The following is a 21,350-nucleotide window of genomic DNA, read 5'->3' as shown; positions in this document are numbered from 1 at the left end:
CGTCGAATGGATTCGCAGAAGAATCTGATCGTCCGCGGCCTGTCCGTGGAGATCAGGCGTGGTGACAGGCTTGTTCGCCCTGTCGCGGACGTCACCCTCGAGCTGGGGCGCGGGGAGACCCTCGGGATCGTGGGGGAGACCGGGTCCGGCAAGTCCATGACCGGCCTGGCGATCATGGGGATGCTGCCGGCGGGCGGGCGGGTGACCGGCGGTTCGATCGAGCTCGGCGGCCGGGACCTGCTCGCGATGGACCCCCGTCGGTACCGGGGCGGCGAGGTCGCGATGATCTTCCAGGACTCGCTGACCTCGCTGAATCCGACCAAGAAGATCGTCGAACAGGTGGCGGAGCCCGTCCGGCTGCACCGGGGGGAGTCCCGGCGGGCCGCGCGGGAACGGGCCCGGGAGATGCTGGCCCGGGTCGGCGTCCAGCGGGACGGCTACCCGCACCAGCTCTCCGGCGGGCAGCGCCAGCGGGTGATGATCGCGATGGCGCTGGTCTGCGAACCCGAGGTCGTCATCGCCGACGAGCCCACCACGGCCCTCGACGTCACGATCCAGGCCGAGATCCTGGACCTGCTCGACGAGCTGCGGGCGCAGCGCGGCATGTCGATGATCCTCATCACGCACGACATGGGCGTGATCGCGCAGCGGGCGGACCGGGTCGGCGTGATGTACGGCGGTCGGCTGGCCGAGTCCGCGCCCACGGCGGAGATCTTCGGCCGGACGCGGCACCGGTACACGCGCGCCCTGCTGGCGTCGATCCCGACGCTCGCGCAGGACAAGGACGAGGAGCTGTTCAGCATCCCGGGCGCCCCGCCCGACCTGGCGCGTCCCGAGCCGGGCTGCCCGTTCGCGCCGCGCTGCGACGCGGCCACCGACAGGTGCCGCGAGGAGCTGCCGCCGTTCACCGGGACGTACGCCTGCTGGCATCCGGTCGACGGGCCCGTCACGTCCGCGGGCCGCAAGCGGCTCCCGCCGAGCGAGACAAGCGAGGCGGGCGAGACAAGCGGGACGAGCGGCACAGGGGAGGCGCTGCTGCGCGTCGTCGACCTGGTCCGCGAGCATCCGACCGGACGCCGGACCGTCAAGGCGGTCTCCGGCATCAGCTTCGAGGTGGCGGCGGGGGAGACGTTCGGGCTGGTCGGCGAGTCGGGCTGCGGCAAGTCGAGCCTGGGCCGCCTGCTCGTCGGCCTCGACCGGCCGGACGGCGGCGAGGTCGTCTTCGCCGGTGAGAGGGTCACCCGCCCGCGCCGGGCCGTCCAGATGATGTTCCAGGACGCGAGCGCCGCCCTCGACCCGAGGATGCGGATCGGGCGGATCCTCCGCGAACCCCTGGCGATCCACGGCATCGGCGACCGGCGAGAGCGCGTGGGCAGGCTCCTGGACGACGTCGGCCTGCCCGAGAGCGTCCTCGACCGGTACCCGTACGAGCTGTCCGGCGGGCAGCGCCAGCGCGTCGGCCTGGCCCGCGCGCTCGCCCTGGACCCGAAGGTGCTGGTCGCCGACGAACCGGTCAGCGCCCTGGACGTCTCCATCCGCTCCCAGGTCCTCAACCTGATGCGCCGGGTCCAGGCCGAACGCGGACTCGGCGGCGTCGTCATCTCGCACGATCTCGCGGTCGTGCGGTACCTCGCCGACCGGGTCGGTGTCATGTACCTCGGCAAGCTCGTCGAGACCGGCACGACCGACGAGGTGTTCGGGGCCGCGGCGCACCCCTACACGGCGGGCCTGCTGGCCGCCGTCCCGGAAGGGGAGCGGACGGGAACGCCCGTGCGCGGCGAACCGCCCAGCCCCGTCGACCCGCCCAGCGGCTGCCGCTTCCGCACCCGGTGCGCCCTGGCCACCGAGGAGTGCGCCACGACCGAGCCCCCGATGACGCCGGTCACCGGCACTCACCGGGTGGCCTGCCACTATCCGTTGCGAGAGGGCCGGAATGGCTAAGTATGTTCTCCACCGCCTGGTGGTCTCGGCTCTCGTCATGCTCGGGATCTCCGCGGTCGTCTACTTCATGCTGCACCTGGTCTCGGACAGCCCGGGCCGGATCGTGCTCGGCCAGAGGGTGTCGCCCGAGGCGGTGGCGGCCTTCGACCACCAGCACGGATTCGACCGGCCGGTGGTCGTGCAGTACCTCGACTACCTGGGGCGGCTGCTCCACGGGGACCTCGGACGGTCCTACAAGCTGAACGAGAACGTCTCCACCCTGATCGCGCAGAACGCCGGGCGGAGCGCGATGCTGTCGCTGGCCGGGCTCGTCCTGGCACTGGCCGTCGCGGTCCCGCTCGGCATCCTCCAGGCCGTCCGGCGCAACGGCCCGCTCGACCGGGCGGCCACGGCCGTCTCGTACATGCTGTACGCGACGCCGTCGTTCCTGCTCGGGCTCGTCCTGATCGCGGTGTTCAGCCAGCAGGCGGGCCTCTTCCCGGCCGAGGCGTCCCAGTCGCACTCGCCCTGGGCGGTCTTCACCGATCCGCGGGCCATGACCCTGCCCGTGATCACGCTGGCCGCGGGGAGCGTCGCCGTCTTCGCGCAGCACCAGCGCTCCTCGGCGCTGGACCAGCTCGGCCAGGACTACATCCGGGTCGCGCGGGCCAAGGGCCTGCGCGAACGGCAGATCCTGACCCGCCACCTCCTCCGGAACGCCTGCATGCCGCTGATCACCCTGGTCGGGACGCTCGTCCCGACGCTGCTCGCCGGGAACGTCATCGTCGAGTCGCTCTTCAACTACCCGGGCCTCGGCCTGCTGTTCCTGAACAGCCTGCAACGCGAGGACTATCCGCTGCTCCTCGCCTACACCCTGATGGGCGGCCTCCTGACCGTCGTCGGCAACTTCCTCGCCGACGTCATGGTCGCCGCCGCCGATCGCCGAATCGAGGTGGGGAGATGAGGCGGCATCCGCTCGCGCTCGCCGGTGGCCTGCTCCTGCTGCTCGTCGTGGGGTTCTGCGTCCTCGGCCCGCTGCTCCATCCGACGAACCAGAACGACGTCGACCTCGTCAACGCGGCCCTGCCGCCGGGCGGGGAGCATCCGCTCGGCACCGACACCAACGGCTTCGACGTGCTCGGACGGCTGATGAACGGCGGCCGGGTGTCGCTGCAGATCAGCCTGCTGGCCGCCCTCGTCGCGACCACGATCGGCACCCTCTACGGCGCGGTCGCCGGGCTCGCCGGGGGAGTGGTCGACGGGTTCATGATGCGGCTGGTCGACGTGATGCTGTCGATCCCGTTCCTGTTCTTCGTGCTGATCCTCTCCGCCCGGTTCCACGCGGACGCGCTGTCGCTGAGCCTGGTCATCGGTGGGTTCTCCTGGCTGCTGTCGGCCCGGCTGGTCCGCGGGGAGGTGCTGACGCTCCGGGTCCGGGAGTTCGTCCTCGCGGCCAGGGTCATGGGCGCCTCGCGGTGGCGGGTCATCCTCACCCACCTGGTCCCCAACGCGCTCGGCGTGATCATCGTGACCGTCACCTTCCAGGTGGCCGACGCGATCATCGTCGTCTCCGCGCTCGGCTTCCTGGGCTTCGGCCTGACCTATCCCACCGCGGACTGGGGCAGCCAGCTCGCCAGCGGCGTCACCTACATCTCCGCCGACTACTGGTGGCTGGTCTATCCGGTCGGCGCCTGCATCATCCTCACGGTCCTCGCCCTCAACCTGCTCGCCGACGCCCTTCGGGACGCGATCGGGCGCCCCACCTCAGCAAGGAGTTAGCAGCATGCGCGGACGCCCCTCGATCGTGCTCGCCACCGTCCTCACCACCCTGCTCGCCGCGTCGGCGTGCGGTTCCGGCGGCGGGACGGCCAAGGACATCGCCACGGTGCCCCCGAAGCAGACCGGCACCCCGAAGGACGGCGGAACGGCCGTCGTGGCGCTGACCCCCGGGCTCAGCCCGAACTTCATCTACCCCTACCCGCCCGCCTCGGCGAACGGCACCGTGATCGCCCGCGGCCAGCTGTGGCGGTCGCTGTACCGGCCGAGCGGCGACGGGAGCCAGATCGTCGACCCCGCGCTGAGCCTGGCCGAACAGCCGGTCTACAGCGCGGACCGCAGGACCGTGACGATCAGGATGAAGGACTACAAGTGGTCCACGGGCAGGCCCGTCACGGCCGGCGACGTCGTCTTCTCCCTGGACCTGCTCAAGGCCGCGCTGGCCGAGAGCCCGGCCAACTGGAGCTTCTACACCCCCGGCCAGTTCCCGGACGGCGTCACCGCGGCCGCGACCGGGCCGGACACGCTGACGCTCACCCTGAAGACCGCGTACAACCCGTCCTACCTGCTGTCCATGCTGGCGACGCTGTACGTCATGCCGTCCCAGGAGTGGAACATCGCCAAGGACGGCGGCCCGCACCTGGACTACACCCAGCCGAAGAACGCCAAGGCGATCTACACCTATCTCACCAAGCAGTCGAGCCGTCAGCAGACGTTCGCCACCAACCCCCTCTGGCAGGTCGTGAACGGGCCGTACAGGCTGAAGAGCTTCGACCCGACGACCGGCTCGTTCTCCCTGGCCGCGAACAGGTCCTACAGCGGGCCTGGGGCGAAGCGCCTCGACCAGGTGGACTTCAAGGCGTTCACGTCCGCCGCCGCCGTGCTCAACCAGCTCAAGGCGGGCAACCTCACCGTCGGGACGCTGGACTCCACGTTCATCTCGCAGGCCGGCGCGCTCAAGGCCAAGGGCTACACCGTCTACAGCAGCCCGGCGCCGGCCCGGTTCGACGCGCTCACCATCAACTTCAAGCACACCGTCGGCGGCTTCGACAAGGTCATCGCGCAGCCGTACGTCCGGCAGGCGCTCCAGCGGCTGATCGACGAGAAGGGCTACATCACCAGCCGCGGCATCTACAACGGCGCCGGGGCGGAGAACCACACCACGGTGGGGGCCGACTCGCCGTACCCGCCGTCCTTCGGTGGCAAGGCGCCCTATCCCCACGACCCGGCGGCGGCGACCAAGCTGCTCACCGACCACGGCTGGAAGGTCGTGCCCGACGGGACGACCACCTGCGAGCGGCCTTCGCTCTGCGGCCCCGGTATCAAGCAGGGGCAGACGATCGGTTTCACGATCGCCTCGGCGAACACGCCCGGCTATGTCGGCGCCCGCGACATCGCGTTCGTCTCGGCGGCCAAGAAGCTGGGGGTCGAGGTGAAGATCGTGACCAAGTCCCTCAACTACATGTACGAGAACTACGGCAACTCCTTCGCTCCCGCCAAGGCCAACGAATGGGCGATGCAGGACAACGGGCCGCTCTACCTCGCGGTCGGCTACCCGAGCAGCAACACGGTGTTCAACACCGAAGGCAGCTTCAACCTCGGCTCCTACGCCAACCCCGAGGCCGACAAGCTGATCAACGCCTCGACGTTCGGAGCGGACCCCAAGGCCCTGTCGGCCGAGGCCACCGCGCTCGCCGAGGACCTGCCCGTGCTGTTCTTCCCGACCCCGAACACCCTGGTCGTCTGGAAGAGCTCGCTGTCCGGCCCCAGCTCCTCGTTCAAGGCCCTGCTGAGCTACCTGTACACGCCGGAGCAATGGTACTTCCACGACTGATCACCGAGCTGCCCGGCGACGTCCGGGTGGTGGCGCTCGGGGAGAGCGCCCACAACATCACCGAGTTCTACGAGCTCAAGGACCGGATTCTCCGGCACCTGGCCGAGGAGCACGGGTTCACGGCGTTCGTCATGGAGTCCGGGTTCGCCGAGGGGCTGGGCGTCGACGCCTGGCTCCGAGGCGGCCCGGCGGGCGCGGCGGGCGCGGCGGACGCGGCGGATGTGGCGGACGTCGCCCGCGACGGCATCACCTACCGCTTCGGAGAGTGCGCGCCGATGCGGCGGCAACTGCGATGGATGCGGACCGCCGGAGTCGGCTTCTACGGGATGGACCTGCCGGGTTCGTCCACCTCGCCGGGGCCGGCCGTCCGGGTGATCGCCGAGCGGACGCCCGGCTGGGACCTGCGGGACCTGGCCCGGCGGAGCGACCTGGGCGGCCGGACGGAGGCGGCGGTGCGGTTCGCCGTCCTGCCCGCCGCCGAACGGGACGAGCTGCTGACGGACCTGCGTGAGCTGACCCTCCGCGCCGAGGGCTCGCGGGACGGCGTGGTGGTGCGTGCCGCGGCCTCGCTGGCGGCGTTCCTCGACGAACAGGAGCCGGGCCGCGAAGGGGAGCCGTATCCGCGGGACGTCTTCATGGCCGACACCGTGCGCTGGGTTCTCGAACGCGAGGAACGCGTCGTGGTCAGCGCGCACAACGGGCACGTCCAGCGGACGCCTCTGGACGGGCGTCCGATGATGGGCGCCCTGCTGGACGCGGCGCTCGGCCCCGCGATGGCCGTCGTCGGGATGACCTATGCCTCCGGGCCGGTGATCCGCTTCGTGGAGCGCTCGGCGCGGCCGTTCGACTGCGACGTCCTCCTCGAGGCGCGGGCGCCGGGCGATCCCGCCGAGCCGGCCGGGGGCTTCGACGCGCTCGTCCGTCTCGACCACGCCACCCTCATCCCCGGAGCGTTCGAACGGCTCCGCGCCGAGTTCGAGGAGTACCGATGAAGTACCCGCCCACCCGGACCGTCGAGGCCGTCACGGACATCGCCGGGATCGCGGTGCCGGACCCCTACCGCTGGCTGGAGGAGGAGACGCCCGAGGTCCGGGACTGGCAGCGGGAGCAGGCGGACCTGGCCGCCTCCGTGGTCTTCGACGGGGTGGACCGGGACGCCGTCCGGGAGTTGGTGCTGGCCTTCGGCACCGGAGCCCGGCCGGATCCGCCCAGGTACGCGGCCGGTCAGTGGTTCCGAGCCTCCGGGACGGATCTGGTCGTCTCCGGCACCCCGTACGGGGACGGACGGCGGATCGCGTCACTGGGCGAGGACGTGCCGTCCTGGCTGGCGCCCTCGCCGGACGGCAGCGTCCTGGCCGCCGGAATCTGCGACGACGGCAGCGAGCACAACACGATCCGGCTCATCGAGACGGCCACGGGCCGGGAGCTCGACGGCGCCCCGGCCCAGGTCCTGCACAGCGCGTGGGCCGGAGGCGTCTCGTGGCTGCCCGACGGGAGCGGGTTCTACTTCTTCGCGCTCACCGGGCCGCCGGAGGAGTTCCGGCAGGCGGTCTTCCTGCACCGGCTGGGCGGCGGCACCACGCTGGAACCCGTCCCGGTGGGGGGCTCCCGCGAGTACACGCTGATCCAGACGGGTGACCGGTGGGAGGTCGCCGCCCATCGGGTGGGCGCTCCGTTCCCGATCGCGGTCCGGCCCGTCGGCGGGACGTGGCGCCCGTTCGTCACCGACTGCCCGGGAATGATCGCCGGCCACATCGTGGGCGACCGGTACGTCGCGGTCACCGACGTGGACGCCCCGCGCGGCCGGGTGGTGGCGATCTCGCTGGACGACCCGTCCGACTGGACCGAGCTCGTCCCCGAGGGCGACACGGTCCTGCGCTCCCTGACACCGGTCGGCGAGCACCTGTACCTCAGCGAGCTCGACGCGACCTTCGCGCGCGTCCGCGTCCTCGACGGGGCCGGCGCGGTCGTCGGCGAGGTGCCGCTGCCGGGACGGGGCGCGCTGTCCTCCCCGTTCTTCCCGCTGACCGCCCTGGCCGTGGGGAACCCCGCTCCGTCCTACGTCTTCGCCTTCTCCACCCCGACCAGCTCGTGGGCCGTCCACGCGCACCGCCTCGGCGCCCCGCTCGAGACCCTCGTTCCTCCCGCGGTCACCCTGGACGCCACGGTCGGGGTGGGCGAGGCGATCGCCTCCGACGGCGTCCCGATCCCGTATCACCTGATCAGCCGCGGCGCCGACTCGTCCGGGTCGCCGAACCCGCCCGTGCTCGTCTCCGCCTACGGCGCGGCCGGCGTGCCATTGCTGCCCGCCTACCAGGCCGACCTGGCGGCCTTCGTCGCCGCGGGCGGCGCCGTCGTCCAGGCGTACCTGAGGGGCGGTGGGGAGTTCGGGCGGGACTGGTGGACGGCCGCGCACAGGGAGCGCAAGCATGTGCGGGACGCCGACCTCGTCGCGGTCGCCGAGCACCTCATCGACACGGGACGGGCGACCGCGGGCGGGCTCGCGCTCACCGGAGGGTCGGACGGCGGGCTGATGTGCGGCGTCGCCGCGACGACGCGTCCCGACCTGTGGCGGGCGGTGCTGCCGCGCGCGCCGTTGCTCGACCTGATCGGCGGAACGCGCGACCCCTATCTGGAGTTCGTCCTCCGCAAGGCGTGGGGCGACCCCGACGATCCCGCCGACGTCCGGCGCTTCCTGGGGCTGTCGCCGTACGAGCTGATCCGGGACGGCGAGTTCCCCGCGATGTACATCCAGGCGGGCGCGAACGATCCGCGGTGCCGCCCCTGGCACGCGCGCAAGTTCGCCGCGCGCCTCCAGGCCGCCCAGCGGGGCGACGCGCCGATCCTGGTGCACGTCTTCGAGGACGCCGGGCACGGCGCGGCGACCGGCCACGACGTGGCGGTCGAGCAGGACACCGCGTGGCTGGCGTTCCTGATCAGGAGTTGCGGCCTGCGGATCTGACGGACATCAGGCGCAGCTGGATCATCGTGCTCAGCCGGGCGTCCGGGTCGCCGAGGTCGATCCCGCCGACCTTGGCCGCCCGGCGCAGCCGGTAGCGGAACGTGTTGGGATGCACGAACATCGCCGTGGACGCCAGCGCGACGTCCCCGAACGCGTCCAGCCACGCCCGCAGGGTCTCCATGAGGTTCGCCTGGTGCTCCCGGTCGTAGGCGGCGATCCGGGCGACGGGCCCGCTGGGCAGGTCGGCCTGCGGGATCAGGTCGGACAGCTCCAGCAGCAGCGCCTCGATGTGGACCTCGTCCAGAAGCGCCACCTGCTGGTCCAGCACCCCCGCCCGCAGGACGCGCAGGGCCTGCTCGGCGCTGGAGCGGGAACGGGTGAGCGCCGAGCCGTCCCCGGCGAGGCGGCCCACCCCGATCAGGGGACGCAGGCGGGAGCCGACCCGGGCCAGGAACTCGTGGGCGATCAGGGTCGCGCGTGCCTCGGCGCCCTCGCCGGCCAGGGGCAGGACCCCGAACGCGACGTCGCCGATCAGGCCGCTCACCGAACGCGGGTGCGCCGCGGTGAGGTGCATCGCGAAGGCGTCCGCGAGCCGCTTGCGCTCCGCGCCGATCTGGGCGGGGGTCTCCGCCGCGGCGGACGCCACGGTGAGCGCCATGACGATCGCGGGCTCGTCCCGGAGACCGAGTCGGCGGGCGGACTCGCGGCTCTCCGGCCCTCCGCCCAGGGCGGCGCTCAGCAGTTCCGCGCGCAGGCGGCGCTCCCTGTCGGCGTCGGCGCGCTGCCAGACCAGGTGCATGGCGACGAGCTTGGACGCCTCGTAGAGCAGCCCGCTCCGCTCCTCGTCGAGCGGTTCGGGGACGACGACCCAGATCGTGCCGAGGATCTCGTCGCCCGCCCGCACCGCGATCGCCGCGCGCGGCAGCTCGCCGGACTCGGGCAGCGGCGCCACGAAGACCGGGCGGTCGCTGCGGTAGATCGCCTGGAAGACGCCGCGTTCCTCCAGGATCCGCGTGTAGTGGACGGGCACCTGGCGGCTGAGGATCGTCTGGACACGGGACGGGTCCGCCTCGTCCTGGCGGCTGGAGAACGCCAGCAGCCGGGAGTTGCGGTCCTCGACGGTGACGGGCGCGTCGAGCAGGGCCGCGATCGCGTTCGCGACGGCGAACAGGTCACCGGAGCGGGCCTGGCCGGCGGCGCCGTACGGATCGCCCTCGGCGGTCAGCGACCGCAGCATCCCGGCCAGGTGGCTCCATGGGGCGCCGCGCGCGAACGCCAGGACGGTCACCCCCGACTTCTCGGCCGCCTCGAGGAGGTCGGCGTCGGGGGCGACCGGCGCGCGGACGACCAGGCCGAGGGCCCCGCGCTCGCCCAGCCGGGTGACGAACCGCGCCAGGTTCTCGTGCAGGCCGACGCCCAGGACCAGGGCGTCGGCCGGCAACTCGGGCTCGTCGAGCGGGTCGTGGATGACGACGCCGCCGATCTCCTTCTGCGACAGGTCTCCGCAGACCAGCTCCAGGAGGGTCGAGCCGAACTCCTCCAGGACGCGGACGAGGCTGGTCACGGGGTGGGGTGCGCGCCCGAAGCCGCTGCGACTCCGGTGCGTGGTCGTGCGTTCACCATGACGAGATCATGCCATAAGTATTGTCTTATATGTCCGAAACAACCCTGTCAGGGCCGAATCCATGCCGTTTCGGTGGTCACGGCGTCCAGGATCCCGCGATCGGGAGCGACGCCGAGGCCCGGCCCGGTCGGCACCCTGAGGTGGCCGTCCTCGAGCCGGAACGGCTCGGTGATGTCGGTCGTGTAGTACCGGTCGGACGCCGAGGTGTCGCCGGGGAACCGGAACCCGGGCAGCGCGGCGAGCGCGACGTTCGCCGCCCTGCCGACACCGGTCTCCAGCATGCCGCCGCACCAGACGGGGACGTCGCGGGCCGCGCAGGCGTCATGGATGCGCCGGGCCTCCAGATATCCGCCGACCCGGCCGGGCTTGATGTTCACGATCGCGCAGGCTCCCAGCGTGATCGCGGTGGCCGCCGCGCGGGCGTCGACGATCGACTCGTCCAGGCAGATCGGGGTCCTGAGGCGTTTCGCCAGCTCCGCGTGGCCGAGCAGATCGTCCTCGGCCAGCGGTTGCTCCAGCATGGTCAGACCGAAGCCGTCGAGCCGCGCCAGATGCTCGGCCTGGCCGATGACGTAGGCGGCGTTCGCGTCCACCTGGAGGGGGATGTCGCCGAAGCGCTCGCGGACGGCCCGGACCGGCTCGACGTCCCAGCCCGGCTCGATCTTGAGCTTGATCCGCCGGTAGCCCGCCTCCAGATGACCCGCGACGACGTCCAGGAGCTGGGGGATCGTGTCGGTGATGCCCACCGAGACCCCGCACGGGACCTCCGTCCTGGTCGCGCCGAGGGCCCGGCTCAGCGGCTCGCCGCGTCCCCGCAGCTCGGCGTCCAGGACTGCGGTCTCCAGGGCGGCCTTGGCCATGCGATGGCCCTTGAACGCCGCCAGCGCGGGGCCCACCTCGTCCGCGCCGCCCACCTCCAGGGCCGCCGGGACCAGGTAACGCGCCAGCACGTCGACGGCGGCGTGGGTGTACTCGGAGGAGTACAGCGGCGCGGGGCCCGCGCCGCACTCCCCCCACCCCTCGGCCTCGTCGGTCACGACGCGCACCAGCACCGCCTCACGGACGGTCTCGGTGCCGAAGCTCGTGCGGAACGGCGCGACGAGCGGCATCCGGACCGTGCGGAGCTCCACCCCTGCGATCTTCATGTTCTCTCCACGAGGTATCCGGCGGCGCGGTCGAACCCGATGACCGTGCCGCCGTCGTCCATGAGGCCGCCGAGGACGTCCCGGACGGCCATGCGCCACGCCGAGGCCAGCGCGGGTTCGCGCTCGCGCAGCGCCTCGATGTCGTCCGGGACGGCGACCGTGACGACCTTCGCCGACGTCCGGCCGACCCGCGGCTCCTGGTCAGGGCCCTTGCCGAGCAGCGCCTCCCCGGAGACCGTCGCCGTCCGCGGGCCGGCCGCGCAGGCGGCCTCGACGTCCGGGGACGACAGGCGCCAGCGGACGAACAGCCGGTCGGTGGGGTCGGCCCGGTTGACGTCGTCGTCCATCGGACCGTAGAAGTCCGGCAGGTACTCGGTCGCCTCGGCGCCCAGCTTGACCAGGTTGAAGTGCGCGTTGCGGCGGATCAGCGGGTCGAAGGTCCACCAGATCTCGCGGGCGCCGTGCTCCAGGGCCCAGGCCCGCTGGTGGACCTTCAGGGCGAAGCCGATGTTCCGCCCCTGCGCCTTCGCCAGCACACCGGCGATGTGGCTGTGCAGGGCCTCGCGGGCGGGCGGGGCGAAGAACCCGAAACAGGCGCCGACCAGCTCGCCGTCCTCCCAGGCCCCGCTCACGTAGCCGCCCGCCTTCGCCAGCGCGCGCAGGAAATCGGCCGTCACCGGCGAGCCGGTCGCCCCGGTCCGCCAGATCCGTTCGTACAGGCGGCGAACGGCTTCCAGGTCGCCGACCTCCTCGAGGAGGCGGATGTCCACTTCAGTCACGCCAGGGATGGTTCCAGACGGCCGCATCGGCGATCTGGTCCGGACGAACAGAACGAAAGTCCCGATTTCGTTCGAGGAGACAAGCCAGCAGACCGGTCAGCAGCCCGGTGCGCCCGGGAAGCTCGGCGACGACGACATGCTCGTCGGCGGCATGGGCGCCGCCGCCCACCGCGCCCAGGCCGTCCAGCGTGGGGACGCCGACGCCCGCGGTCAGGTTGCCGTCGGAGGCTCCGCCGACCGCCGCCGAGGCGAGCGGCCGGCCCGCGATCCGGCAGGCCAGCGCGAACAGATCCCGTGAGGACCCGGCCTCGAGCGGCGGACGGTTCGGGCCGCCCGCCACCTCGACCACCGCGCCGTCGAGCCGGGGGCGCAGCGCCAGCATCGCCGAGTGGACGCGCCGCTGCTCGGCCTCCGTCCAGGCCCGGACGTCCACCTCGAAGACGGCCTCCGCCGGGACGGTGTTGACCGTGGTGCCCGCGGTCAGCGTCGTCGGCGTCACGGTCGTCCCCCCATCTCCCAGCGCCGCCACGGCGACGAGCTGATGAGCCGCCTCCAACGCGGCGTTCACCCCCTTCTCGGGGTCGAGCCCGGCGTGGGACGCCCGCCCGGTCACGCGCACCTGGTAGCGGGACACGCCCTTGCGCTCGGTCTTCAACGCCCCACCGGGCCCGGCCGCCTCCAGCACGAGCACCGCCTCGCACCGGCGCGCCTCCTCCTCGATCAGCGTCCGCGAGGTGGGGGAGCCGGGCTCCTCGTCGCCGGTGACCAGCAGCGTCACGCCCGACCTGACGTCCAGTGCCGCGATCGCGTGGAACGCCATCGCCAGCCCCGCCTTCATGTCGAAGCAGCCCGGCCCGCGCATCACACCGTCCCGGACCTCGAACGGATGTCGTTCGAGGGACCCGATCGGCCACACCGTGTCATGGTGGCCGAGAACCAGCACCCGGGACCGTTCGCCGAACCGCCACCGCAGATGCGTGCGCCCCTCGACGACGATCCGCTCCGGCTCGGCCCCCAGCCGCCCGGCCCCGACCTCCGCGACCACCTCGGCGCTCCGGGCGACCGCCTCCAGGTCCCCGGACGGGGACTCGCACGACACGAGCCGCTCGATATCGCTGATCATCGCTGTGTTCATGCCGCCAGGGTCCCGAACGCGCGGACGTGCCGACCTGTCGTCCCCGACGACATCCACACCGCCCGTTGGGCCGCCCCGACGAAGACCCCGCTCACCCAACGCGCCGAACAACCGAGCCGCCTCACCGTCGATGCCGACGCCGCGTTCGCCGAGTACGTCGTCCTGCTTCGACGCCAACGGCAGCGTCTACGAGCCTCTGCGCCCCGAATTGCGTCGGCGTGACCAGCCCCGCGTGGCCGGGATGGTTGCACGGATAGTTGGGGGCGGTGTGTTGGCCTGTGGACGATTCTTCTGGTTTGTCTGAAGAGGTGGGTTGCGGTTAGTGGCGGGGAGGCTTGGATTCGGAGGCGCGGAGAAGTGTTTGCGGGGGGAGGTGAACGCGGAGCTTGGCGTGGGGGCGGACGGGGGCCGTTGGGGTGGTGTGTGAACCGGCTGAGTGGCTTGTGGTGGGGGCTGAGCCACTAACGAATGGCTGAAAAACGATCAAGAGGCCGGTTCTCCGTGGCGGAGAACCGGCCTCTGACCTGCTACTTCCCGTCGGGACGGCGGGATTTGAACCCACGACCCCTTGACCCCCAGCGGTCGAACGGGCGTCTGACTGATGCTCACCAGTCCGAATCCCGCAGGTCCTGTCTTCCGGATTCTGCTGATCGCCCCATTCGGGAGTGCCGTGAAATGGTCGATTCTTTGCCGGCTCGGCAGAACTCGAACCTGCGGCACACTGCTTGGGAAACGGCAGCCCTTCCAGCTGATTCCGGGCCCGCCTCGCCGAATGATCGTCGGCGCAGGTGCTCGCGGCCGGATCCACCGGGGAGCCCGGAACCTGGCCGGGGAGCTCAACCTCGTCGACGAGGGCCTCTCGGCGCCGACGCACTGGTCGGACGTCGATTCGTTCCTGCCGGTGCTGGATGCCGCGGACCGCGGTGACCCGGACGCCGTCGGGCAGCTCGACGAGTTCGCCGCGCGGGCCGCCCGGCAGATCGCCTACCTGGCGCTGACCATCGACCCGGAGCTCATCGTGCTCGGCGGGCCGTTGGCGGACCGCGCGGCCCTGACGGACAGGATCGCGGCGGGGCTGCAGAGACTGCTGGCCCGCGCCCGCCCCGGTGCGTCTGGCCATCACCCAGTTCCCGACGATCGGCGCGGCCCTGGGCGCGCTGCAACTGGCCCTGTCCCACTCCTTCGGGGAACTCCTGGGAGACCCGGCCTTCCCGGCACGGATCGATGTCCGATCGGTGCTCCCGGACCAGCCGGAACCGCTCCGGACCCGACCGAGCGCGCTGATCTGACTCCGACCGGCGCGTTGCCTTCCCCCCACCCCAGCATGTACCGAGAGGACGCTCCACCATGCGCTCAATTCGCAGAACCGCTCTGATCGGTGCCGCGACGCTCGCCGAGGTCACGCTCACCGCCTGCTCCAGCTCCGGGTCCGACGCCGGCTCCGGGTCGCATACGACGATCACGTACATGCTCCCCAGCTCCTGGGCGAACGTCCCCGGTTTCGTCGACACCGTCCATGCCTGGGAGCACCAGACCGGCAACACCGTGGCCCTCACCCCGGTCCCGGACGGCAACTACGACTCGCTGGTCCAGGCCCGCCTCGCCGCCAAGAGCGGCGTCGACGTCTTCGCCGGCCAGGACACCGTGAAGAACAAGTCCGCCGTCATGCTCCCGGCATCCGGGCCGTGGGTGGACCGGCTCAACCCCGCCGTGCGCAAGGCGATCACCTCCGCCGACGGCACCATCTGGGGCACGCCGAGCGCGGACGGCCTGGCCGCCGCCGGCGTCATCTACAACAAGGACGTCTTCGCCAAGGCCGGCATAACCGCCACCCCCACCGGCCTCGCCGAGCTCCAGTCGGACCTGCAGACGGTCAAGGACAGCGGCGTCACCCCCCCTGTAACTGTCCGGCGAGGACGGCTGGACGCTGCTGCAGCACCGTAGCGCCGTCAACAACAGCCTGATCGGCGCCGACCCGCAGCTGGTCGCCAAGCTCGACGGCAACAAGGTCAAGTGGGCCGACATCCCCGGCTTCAATGTCCAGAACCAGGCCCTGGCCGACTGGGTCGGCAAGGGCCTGACCAACTCCGACGCGCTGACCGCCACCTACGAGTCCGGCACCGCCGCCCTCGGCGCGGGCAAGGCCGGCGCGATCATCAACGGCAGCTGGGCCCTCGCCGCCATCACCAAGACCACCCCGTCCGCGAACCTCGGCTTCTTCCTGCTGCCCGGCGCCAACGGGCCCGGCACCCTGGGGCTGAAGAGGCCCAACCTGCTGAAGGTCGCCAAGTTCTCCCGGCACGCCGCGGCCGCGCAGGACTTCCTCAACTTCATGATCGCCCAGCCGCAGGCCCAGAAGTTCCTCGACGCCAACCCCGGCGTGCCGGCGTTCACCGACGTCAAGCCCACCAACCCGACCGGTGCCACCGCCGACCTGCAGAAGCTCGTCGACAAGGGCGGGTCCGTGCTGCCGCTGGACGACGCCTCGCAGATCCCGCAGCCCCAGGACGACATCATCGCCGCCTACCAGGAGCTGATCGGCAAGCGGGCCGACGCGGCCAAGTTCGCCGGCATGGTCCAGTCGGCCTGGCAGAGCGCCGGCGCCAAGGCGGGCGAGCCCGGCTTCTGACGCCATCCGGCGTCCGGCCGGAAACCCGCGACCGTCCGCGCCCCCGGCCGACGGCAGGAAGACGAACGAATCCGCACCCGCCGATTGGCCTTCCTGCCGTCGGCCTTCTCCGGCCGTTCGCCGTCTCCGACTCACCGTTCCGATTCGACCTCGTCCACCGCGGCGACCGCTGACCGACCACCGAAGGAGCCCGCGACCATGTATCCGCCACCGCGTCGCCCCGGTCGAGTCACCCGCCAGCGCATGGAGCTGCTCCCCGCGCACGCGGGGATGGTCCCGAACCGCCGCTGGCCGTGCTCATGCGCCGTCGCCCATGGCGCGGTCGATCTCCCGCTGGAACAGGGCTGCGAACGACCGGACGTTCGGCGAGGCGGCGAAGGTGTGGTGGCCGCCGGGCACCTCGTGGAAGCGGACGGGGCGCTCGGCGAACGCGTCCCATTCGTGGATACGCGCGTGCCAGGCGTCCGCGCGCTCGGCCGGGCTCATGTGGGAGAAGGCCGGAAGTGGCGGGGGCTGCTCCACGTGGAAGACGCTCACGGACCGGACGGCGCCCTCGGGCTCGTACTCGGCCCGGACCTTCTTCAGGTGTTCGACCAGCGTCATCCACCTGGTGAAGGAGTCCAGGTCCAGGTCCAGTTCGGCGATTCGCCGGGGCGGCGCGAGATCCAGGATGGCCTTCAGCTGGTCCCGCCAAGGCAGGTCGCGCACGGCGTCCGGGAGCGTCCGTGTCCGCTCCGCGTCGAGTAGCCCGAGGAAGTGGGACAGCACCGTTACCGACACCGTGAAGTCCAGCCCGACGACGATCGGCGCGAGCCGGGGCGGGATGTCGAAGACACCGAGGAAGGCCACCTCCTCGCCGCGGGCCTCCAGCCTCCTGGCGACCGCGAAGGCGATCAGTGCGCCGGACGAGTACCCGGCCAGCGCGTACGGCCCGTGCGGCTGCCGCTCCTGGATGCCCCGCGTGTAGACGTCGATCATTTCGTCGTGGTTGGAGAACGCCGCCTCGCCCTCGGCGAGGCCGCGTGTGCGGATCGCGTGGAAGGGACGGTCGCCGGCGAACTGCTTGGCCAGGTCGAGCAGCACCAGGACGTCGCCCGCGCCCGGGTGGACGCAGAACAGCGGGGTCTTCGTCCCGCCCGGTTGCAGCGGGACGATCGGGTCGTAGCGGGCGTCGGACTTCGCGCCGCCCGTGGCCAGGCCGTCGAGATGGGCGGCCAGCGCGCGCACGGTCGGCGCGGTGAGCAGGTCGACCGTGTCCAGTCCGGCGGCGTCGAGCCTCCGGGTGACGTTGCCGCGCAGTCGCAGCAGGTCCAGGGACGTCCCGCCGAGGTCGAAGAAGTTCGCGGTCACACTGACCGCCTCCGCCGGGATGTCGAAGACCTCGCCGTAGATCGCGGCCAGCGCCCGTTCGGTGTCGGTCCGCGGCGGCTCGTGGTCGCCCCGGTGCCGCCGGGCCAGCTCGGCGGCCCGTCGGACGGCCGCGTCGAACTCGCCCTGTTCGAGCCCGGTTCGTAGTGTGGACCGCGAGATCTTCCCGAGGCTGTTCTTGACGAACGCCTCACGCGGCAGCGGAAGCACCAGCGCGGGCCGGAACCCCCAGCGCAGGACGACGGTCCGGCGGATCTCCGTGCTGACCCGGCGCAGCGCGTCGTCGTCGCCGGGTTCGGTGCGAGGGTGGAAGGCGACGGCGAGCTGCTCGGTGTCGCTCCCCTCAGGCCGGATGGCGAACGCCGCCACAAAGGACGACGCCACGTCGTCGAGCCGCTCCAGCGCCATCTCGATGTCGTGGCTGAAGTAGTTGACGCCGTTGACGATGATGGTGTCCTTGCTGCGTCCGACCAGGGTGAGCCGGCCGTCATCGAGGCGTCCGACGTCACCCGTGCGGAACCAGCCGTCGGCGGTGAACGCCGCCCGGGTCGCGGTGTCGTTCTCGAAGTAGCCCGTGGTGACCATCGGGCCGCGCAGTTGCAGTTCGCCTTCCCGGCCCGCCGGGAGGACGTTGTCCAGCTCGTCGGTGATCCGGACTTCCAGCGCGTCCACCGGGTGCCCGAGACTCGCGAAGTCCTGGCCGGCGTCCACACCGGGGAACTCGCGTGAGTAGACGCTGCCCGCGCAGGTCTCGGTCATTCCGAACGCGGGCCACAGTGCGTCCGGCCGCAGGCCGAACGGCGCGAACGCCTGCAGGAAGGTCGTCCCCGTCGCGTGCGGGACGGCCTCGCCTCCGCTGATGATGTGCCGCAGCCTCGAGAGGTCGATCGTCTCGTCCGCCCGGATCCGGGGACGCGCCGCGTTGAGCAGTCCCAGCAGGAAATTCGGGGTGAACGTCATCGTCACGCCGTGCAGGGAGATCAGGCGCGTGAACTCCAGCGGCTCGTCCAGGACGACCGACGATGGCACGTGCACCTGGGACGACCCGGTCGACACCGGCAGGAGATGGCATTCCAGCAGCGCGGCGACGTGGTCGAAACCCACCCAGTTCAGCGCCACGTCCGAGGACGTCAGCCGGTGGTGCCCGTTCTTCGCCGCCATCGACGCGACGAGGTTCCCGTGCGTCAGCTTCACGGCCTTGGACCGTCCCGTCGAACCCGACGTCAGCATCAGCAGGGCCAGGTCTCCGGGGCCCGGCTCGTGCACGGTCGCTGCGGGCTCGTTTCGCATCAGCTCCTCGACGGTGGTCACGGACATGCCGGTGGACATGGCCTCGACCTGCGCGGCCAGGGCCTCGGTGGTGACGAGCGGCGGCTCGCCGAGCAGCCGGTGGACGTCCCGGAGGCGCGCCGTCGCCTGCTCACGGTCGCCCGCGACCGGCGGCAGCGGGCACGGGACGAACCCGCCCAGCACGCTCCCCCAGAAGACCGGCAAGAACGCCTCCGCCTCCTCGACGAGGAGCAGCACCCTGTCGCGCGGCCGGAGGCCGAGGGCGCGCAGCCCGGTCAGCACATGGAGGGCCTCGTCCAGCAGTTCCGGATAGCCGCTCACCCGGTACTCGGAACCGCCTTCGGCCGAGTGGTAGCGCAGTTCCGCGTGCGGGCTCGTCCGCGCGGCGCGCCGCAGCAGCTGCCCGACGTTCTGCGGCAGGTCGTCGTGGCTCACGATGCACACTCCTCGACCGGGTAACGGGCGGTGAAAAGGCTGACGCGATGTCGGACCGTGGCCGGACGGCCGTACCGCTCGGCCAGTGCCGCGACGCTGGACTCGGTCACGTCCCAGTGGCGCGACCGCAGGAGCTCCACGGTGTCGGGCCGTTCCTCGCCGCTCGTGACGGTCCCGAGGTCCACTCCGAACGTGGCGTACAGGCCGCTCAGCCCGGGGTCGAAGTCCCGCATGTCCCGGGCCAGCGCCCACACGGCCATCGAGCTGCCGGGGGCCGAGAGGTCCAGCACGCGGTCGAGCAGGCTCACCTCCGCCGCGGCGGGCAGGTACGGGAGCAGCCCCTCCAGCAGCCACGCGCTGGGCCGGGACGGATCGAACCCGGCGTCCAGAAGCGCGGCGGCCCAGTCGTCCCGCAGGTCGACGCCCACGGTGCGCCGCTCGTGGGGCGTCCGCGCCCCCGACTCGCTGAGCACCTTCTCCTTGAAGGCGAGGACTCGCGCCTGCTCGATCTCGAAGACGATGCAGCCCTCCGGCAGGCCGAGCCGGAACGCGCGCGTGTCCAGCCCCGCCGCCAGGATGACCAGCTGCGACGTGGCGGCGCCGCGCACGAAGTCGTCGAGGAACCGCGTCCGCAGGGCGATCCCGTTGGCGGCGCCCCTGAACACCGCCCTGTCCTCCTCCCGTTCGATCTGCTCCACGCTCACCGGGAGGGGTTCCGAAGTGGTCGCTGCCCGGACGAACCGCTCGGCGAACCGGTCCCGGAAAAGCGGATCGTCGCCCGCGGTCTCGACGGCCCTCAGAGCTGCGACGGACAGTGCCGTCAGGCCAATTCCGGTCGTGATGTCATACGTGTTGTCCATGATGATTTCCCTTGACGTTCGGACTCGCCAATGTAAGGACGTGAACGCTCTTGGCCCGGCCATTATCGACAGGTCGGACAGAGAGGCGGAGATCGGGTCAGTGAAGCAGTCCAGTATTCTGGTTTGTGTTGTCATTCAGTGCGCAGAAGGGCGGCTCCCGGCGAATCGAGAAGTGCTCCTCGATTCTCGAAGCACTATTGACGACATATATGGCCAATGCCGGACGGAAGACGGCTCGGGTCACGTCTTGAGTCCGGGTGAACAGTCCCCTCCGGGCGTGGCCTGACCGGCCAGATAGGACAGCTGACGGGTCTCGCCGGTGGGCGCGTGCCAGACGTACTGCGCGTCCGGTGTGACGGTGATGCCGAAGAGGTGCCACGGCGGCCGGCCCAGGCGCTCCCACCAGTGGAGGATCTCCTCGATCTCGTCCCACAGCAGCAGCGGGCCGCTCTGCGCGACCGCGTATGTGGACGCCCCGGGCATGTGGTCCACCCGCGCCCACGACCCGGTGTCGCTGTCGGCGAACCACGCGGTGAACGCGCCGCTGCCGTCGTCCGCCTCCGCGACGACGGTGGCCATCGTGTGCAGGGTCAGCTCCACCAGATACCAGCCGGTCAGGGTCTCCGGCATCGGCAGCGGGGAGGTCGTGGTCCGGCGGCGCACAGGCCGCGGCCGGTCACCGCCGAGCCTGTGGGTGTCGGTCGCGGTGAGCCGGATCCGGCGGTCCCGCAGCGGCATGAACGAGCCGCGCAGCGGCAGGAACCGGCCGGACGCGGTGTCGCCGTCGGCCACTTCCAGCAGGGCCAGGCCGCTGTTCACCAGCGCCCCGTGCAGCGGCAGCAGGATCCGGCCGCCGGGCCTGGTCTGCGCGATCCACGCCCGCGCCGGACGGCGGCAGGACGCGGTGACGAGGACCAGGTCGTACGGGCCGCCCTGCCGGTGGCCGTGCCACCCGTCCCGGACGACCAGCGTGGGATGGTGACCGAGCCGGGTGAGTGACTGGCGGGAGCGCCGGGCGAGGTCCTCGTCCACCTCGACCGCGACGACCTGGTCCGCGCCGAGCTCCCGGCACAGCAGGCCGGTGGTGTAGCCCGGACCGCAGCCGACGTGCAGGACGCGCATGCCGTCGCGTGGATCGAGATGGTGGAGCATCGCCGCCACCAGGCCGGGCGCGGTGGCCGAGCCGGTCGGGGTGCCCCGGGCGAGGTCGCCGTGGCGCCCGGCGGGCCGCCGGGCGCCGTCCAGCTGGGTGACCAGGGAGGTGTCGGACGAGTGCACCGCGGCGATCCACTCGGCCCGTCCCGCGGGGTCGGTCGCGTCCAGCAGCCGGAACTCGCCGCGCCGGTCGTCGCCGTCCGCCGACCAGACCTTCGGGGGGATGAAGACGTGCCGCGGGACGTCGCGGACCGCCTGCGCCCACCGGCTCCCGCCGTCGCTCCGCGCCAGCCGGCCCGCGAGGCTCTCGCGCGCCGGGCAGACGCCGGGGTCGTCAAAAACATCGGGCGTCATGGGATGTCCTCTCGTCGCTGGGGTGACGGTTCGTTGTGTCGACACGAGGGACATGTTCGCGAAACGCGAAGTATGCAAGCCTTA

The 21,350-nt window shown here is 71.8% G+C and carries 16 protein-coding genes; 9 read left to right on the top strand and 7 right to left on the bottom strand.

The genetic code is table 11. The annotated features are described in order from the left end of the window. Positions 1-6 precede the first annotated feature (6 nt). From P696_RS0138160 to P696_RS0138135, 6 genes are read left to right on the top strand one after another with little or no spacing between them, the layout of a single operon-like run. Positions 7-1,941, top strand: a complete 1,935-nt coding sequence (locus P696_RS0138160) for a dipeptide ABC transporter ATP-binding protein (RefSeq protein ID WP_026416437.1) — start codon at positions 7-9, stop codon at positions 1,939-1,941. Continuing rightward, positions 1,934-2,884, top strand: a complete 951-nt coding sequence (locus P696_RS0138155; protein ID WP_026416436.1) for an ABC transporter permease — start codon at positions 1,934-1,936, stop codon at positions 2,882-2,884. Before P696_RS0138160 ends, P696_RS0138155 begins: the two co-directional genes overlap by 8 nt. Next, positions 2,881-3,699 carry an ABC transporter permease gene (locus tag P696_RS0138150; RefSeq protein WP_026416435.1) on the top strand — a complete coding sequence of 273 codons (819 nt, stop codon included), beginning with the start codon at positions 2,881-2,883 and terminating at the stop codon, positions 3,697-3,699. The genes P696_RS0138155 and P696_RS0138150 overlap by 4 nt, the downstream gene beginning before the upstream one ends. Positions 3,700-3,703: 4 nt before the next feature. Continuing rightward, positions 3,704-5,530, top strand: coding sequence for an ABC transporter substrate-binding protein (locus P696_RS0138145; RefSeq protein WP_026416434.1), 1,827 nt, complete (start codon positions 3,704-3,706; stop codon positions 5,528-5,530). Next, the gene (locus P696_RS50900; protein ID WP_051468795.1) at positions 5,512-6,522 is read left to right on the top strand and encodes an erythromycin esterase family protein; all 1,011 of its coding nucleotides are present in this window, start codon (positions 5,512-5,514) and stop codon (positions 6,520-6,522) included. The genes P696_RS0138145 and P696_RS50900 overlap by 19 nt, the downstream gene beginning before the upstream one ends. Beyond that, positions 6,519-8,492: a prolyl oligopeptidase family serine peptidase gene (locus P696_RS0138135; RefSeq protein ID WP_026416433.1), complete on the top strand. Its 1,974-nt coding sequence runs from the start codon at positions 6,519-6,521 to the stop codon at positions 8,490-8,492. Before P696_RS50900 ends, P696_RS0138135 begins: the two co-directional genes overlap by 4 nt. Here the strand turns inward: P696_RS0138135 and P696_RS0138130 are convergent. From P696_RS0138130 to P696_RS55325, 4 genes are all read right to left on the bottom strand, one after another. Further along, positions 8,467-10,056, bottom strand: a complete 1,590-nt coding sequence (locus tag P696_RS0138130) for a PucR family transcriptional regulator (protein WP_026416432.1) — start codon at positions 10,054-10,056, stop codon at positions 8,467-8,469. The two genes, P696_RS0138135 and P696_RS0138130, sit on opposite strands and share 26 nt — an antisense overlap. A gap of 107 nt (positions 10,057-10,163) precedes the next feature. Then, positions 10,164-11,261: an o-succinylbenzoate synthase gene (menC, locus tag P696_RS0138125; RefSeq protein WP_026416431.1), complete on the bottom strand. Its 1,098-nt coding sequence runs from the start codon at positions 11,259-11,261 to the stop codon at positions 10,164-10,166. Next, positions 11,258-12,040, bottom strand: a complete 783-nt coding sequence (locus P696_RS0138120; RefSeq protein ID WP_245627969.1) for a GNAT family N-acetyltransferase — start codon at positions 12,038-12,040, stop codon at positions 11,258-11,260. The genes menC and P696_RS0138120 overlap by 4 nt, the downstream gene beginning before the upstream one ends. Then, entirely contained in the window at positions 12,033-13,175 is a 1,143-nt protein-coding gene (locus P696_RS55325; RefSeq protein ID WP_211245963.1) for a M20/M25/M40 family metallo-hydrolase, read from the bottom strand. Before P696_RS55325 ends, P696_RS0138120 begins: the two co-directional genes overlap by 8 nt. A 601-nt stretch (positions 13,176-13,776) precedes the next feature. On the opposite strand from P696_RS55325, the gene P696_RS59485 reads away from it, so the two are divergent. The 3 genes from P696_RS59485 to P696_RS58965 are packed head-to-tail and all read left to right on the top strand — an operon-like array spanning position 13,777 to position 15,804. Continuing rightward, a complete protein-coding gene (locus P696_RS59485; protein ID WP_157430176.1) occupies positions 13,777-14,550 on the top strand; it encodes an ROK family protein in 774 nt (257 codons plus the stop codon). Next, positions 14,523-15,119 (top strand): extracellular solute-binding protein, encoded by a 597-nt coding sequence (locus P696_RS58970; protein ID WP_026416429.1) that lies wholly within the window; start codon positions 14,523-14,525, stop codon positions 15,117-15,119. The genes P696_RS59485 and P696_RS58970 overlap by 28 nt, the downstream gene beginning before the upstream one ends. Then, a complete protein-coding gene (locus tag P696_RS58965; protein ID WP_084338839.1) occupies positions 15,079-15,804 on the top strand; it encodes an extracellular solute-binding protein in 726 nt (241 codons plus the stop codon). Before P696_RS58970 ends, P696_RS58965 begins: the two co-directional genes overlap by 41 nt. 297 nt (positions 15,805-16,101) lie before the next feature. Here P696_RS58965 and P696_RS0138090 read toward each other — a convergent pair whose 3' ends face one another. From P696_RS0138090 to P696_RS0138080, 3 genes are all read right to left on the bottom strand, one after another. Next, positions 16,102-18,897, bottom strand: coding sequence for a non-ribosomal peptide synthetase (locus tag P696_RS0138090; RefSeq protein ID WP_211245962.1), 2,796 nt, complete (start codon positions 18,895-18,897; stop codon positions 16,102-16,104). Continuing rightward, positions 18,894-19,757: an SAM-dependent methyltransferase gene (locus P696_RS50890; RefSeq protein WP_064744268.1), complete on the bottom strand. Its 864-nt coding sequence runs from the start codon at positions 19,755-19,757 to the stop codon at positions 18,894-18,896. Before P696_RS50890 ends, P696_RS0138090 begins: the two co-directional genes overlap by 4 nt. A gap of 240 nt (positions 19,758-19,997) precedes the next feature. Next, the gene (locus P696_RS0138080; protein WP_026416425.1) at positions 19,998-21,266 is read right to left on the bottom strand and encodes a methyltransferase domain-containing protein; all 1,269 of its coding nucleotides are present in this window, start codon (positions 21,264-21,266) and stop codon (positions 19,998-20,000) included. Positions 21,267-21,350 lie beyond the last annotated feature (84 nt).

Source organism: Actinomadura oligospora ATCC 43269 (assembly GCF_000518265.1).
Taxonomy (GTDB): domain Bacteria; phylum Actinomycetota; class Actinomycetes; order Streptosporangiales; family Streptosporangiaceae; genus Spirillospora; species Spirillospora oligospora.
Note: the sequence above shows the minus strand (reverse complement) of the source record. Positions and strands in the feature narration are given on the sequence as shown.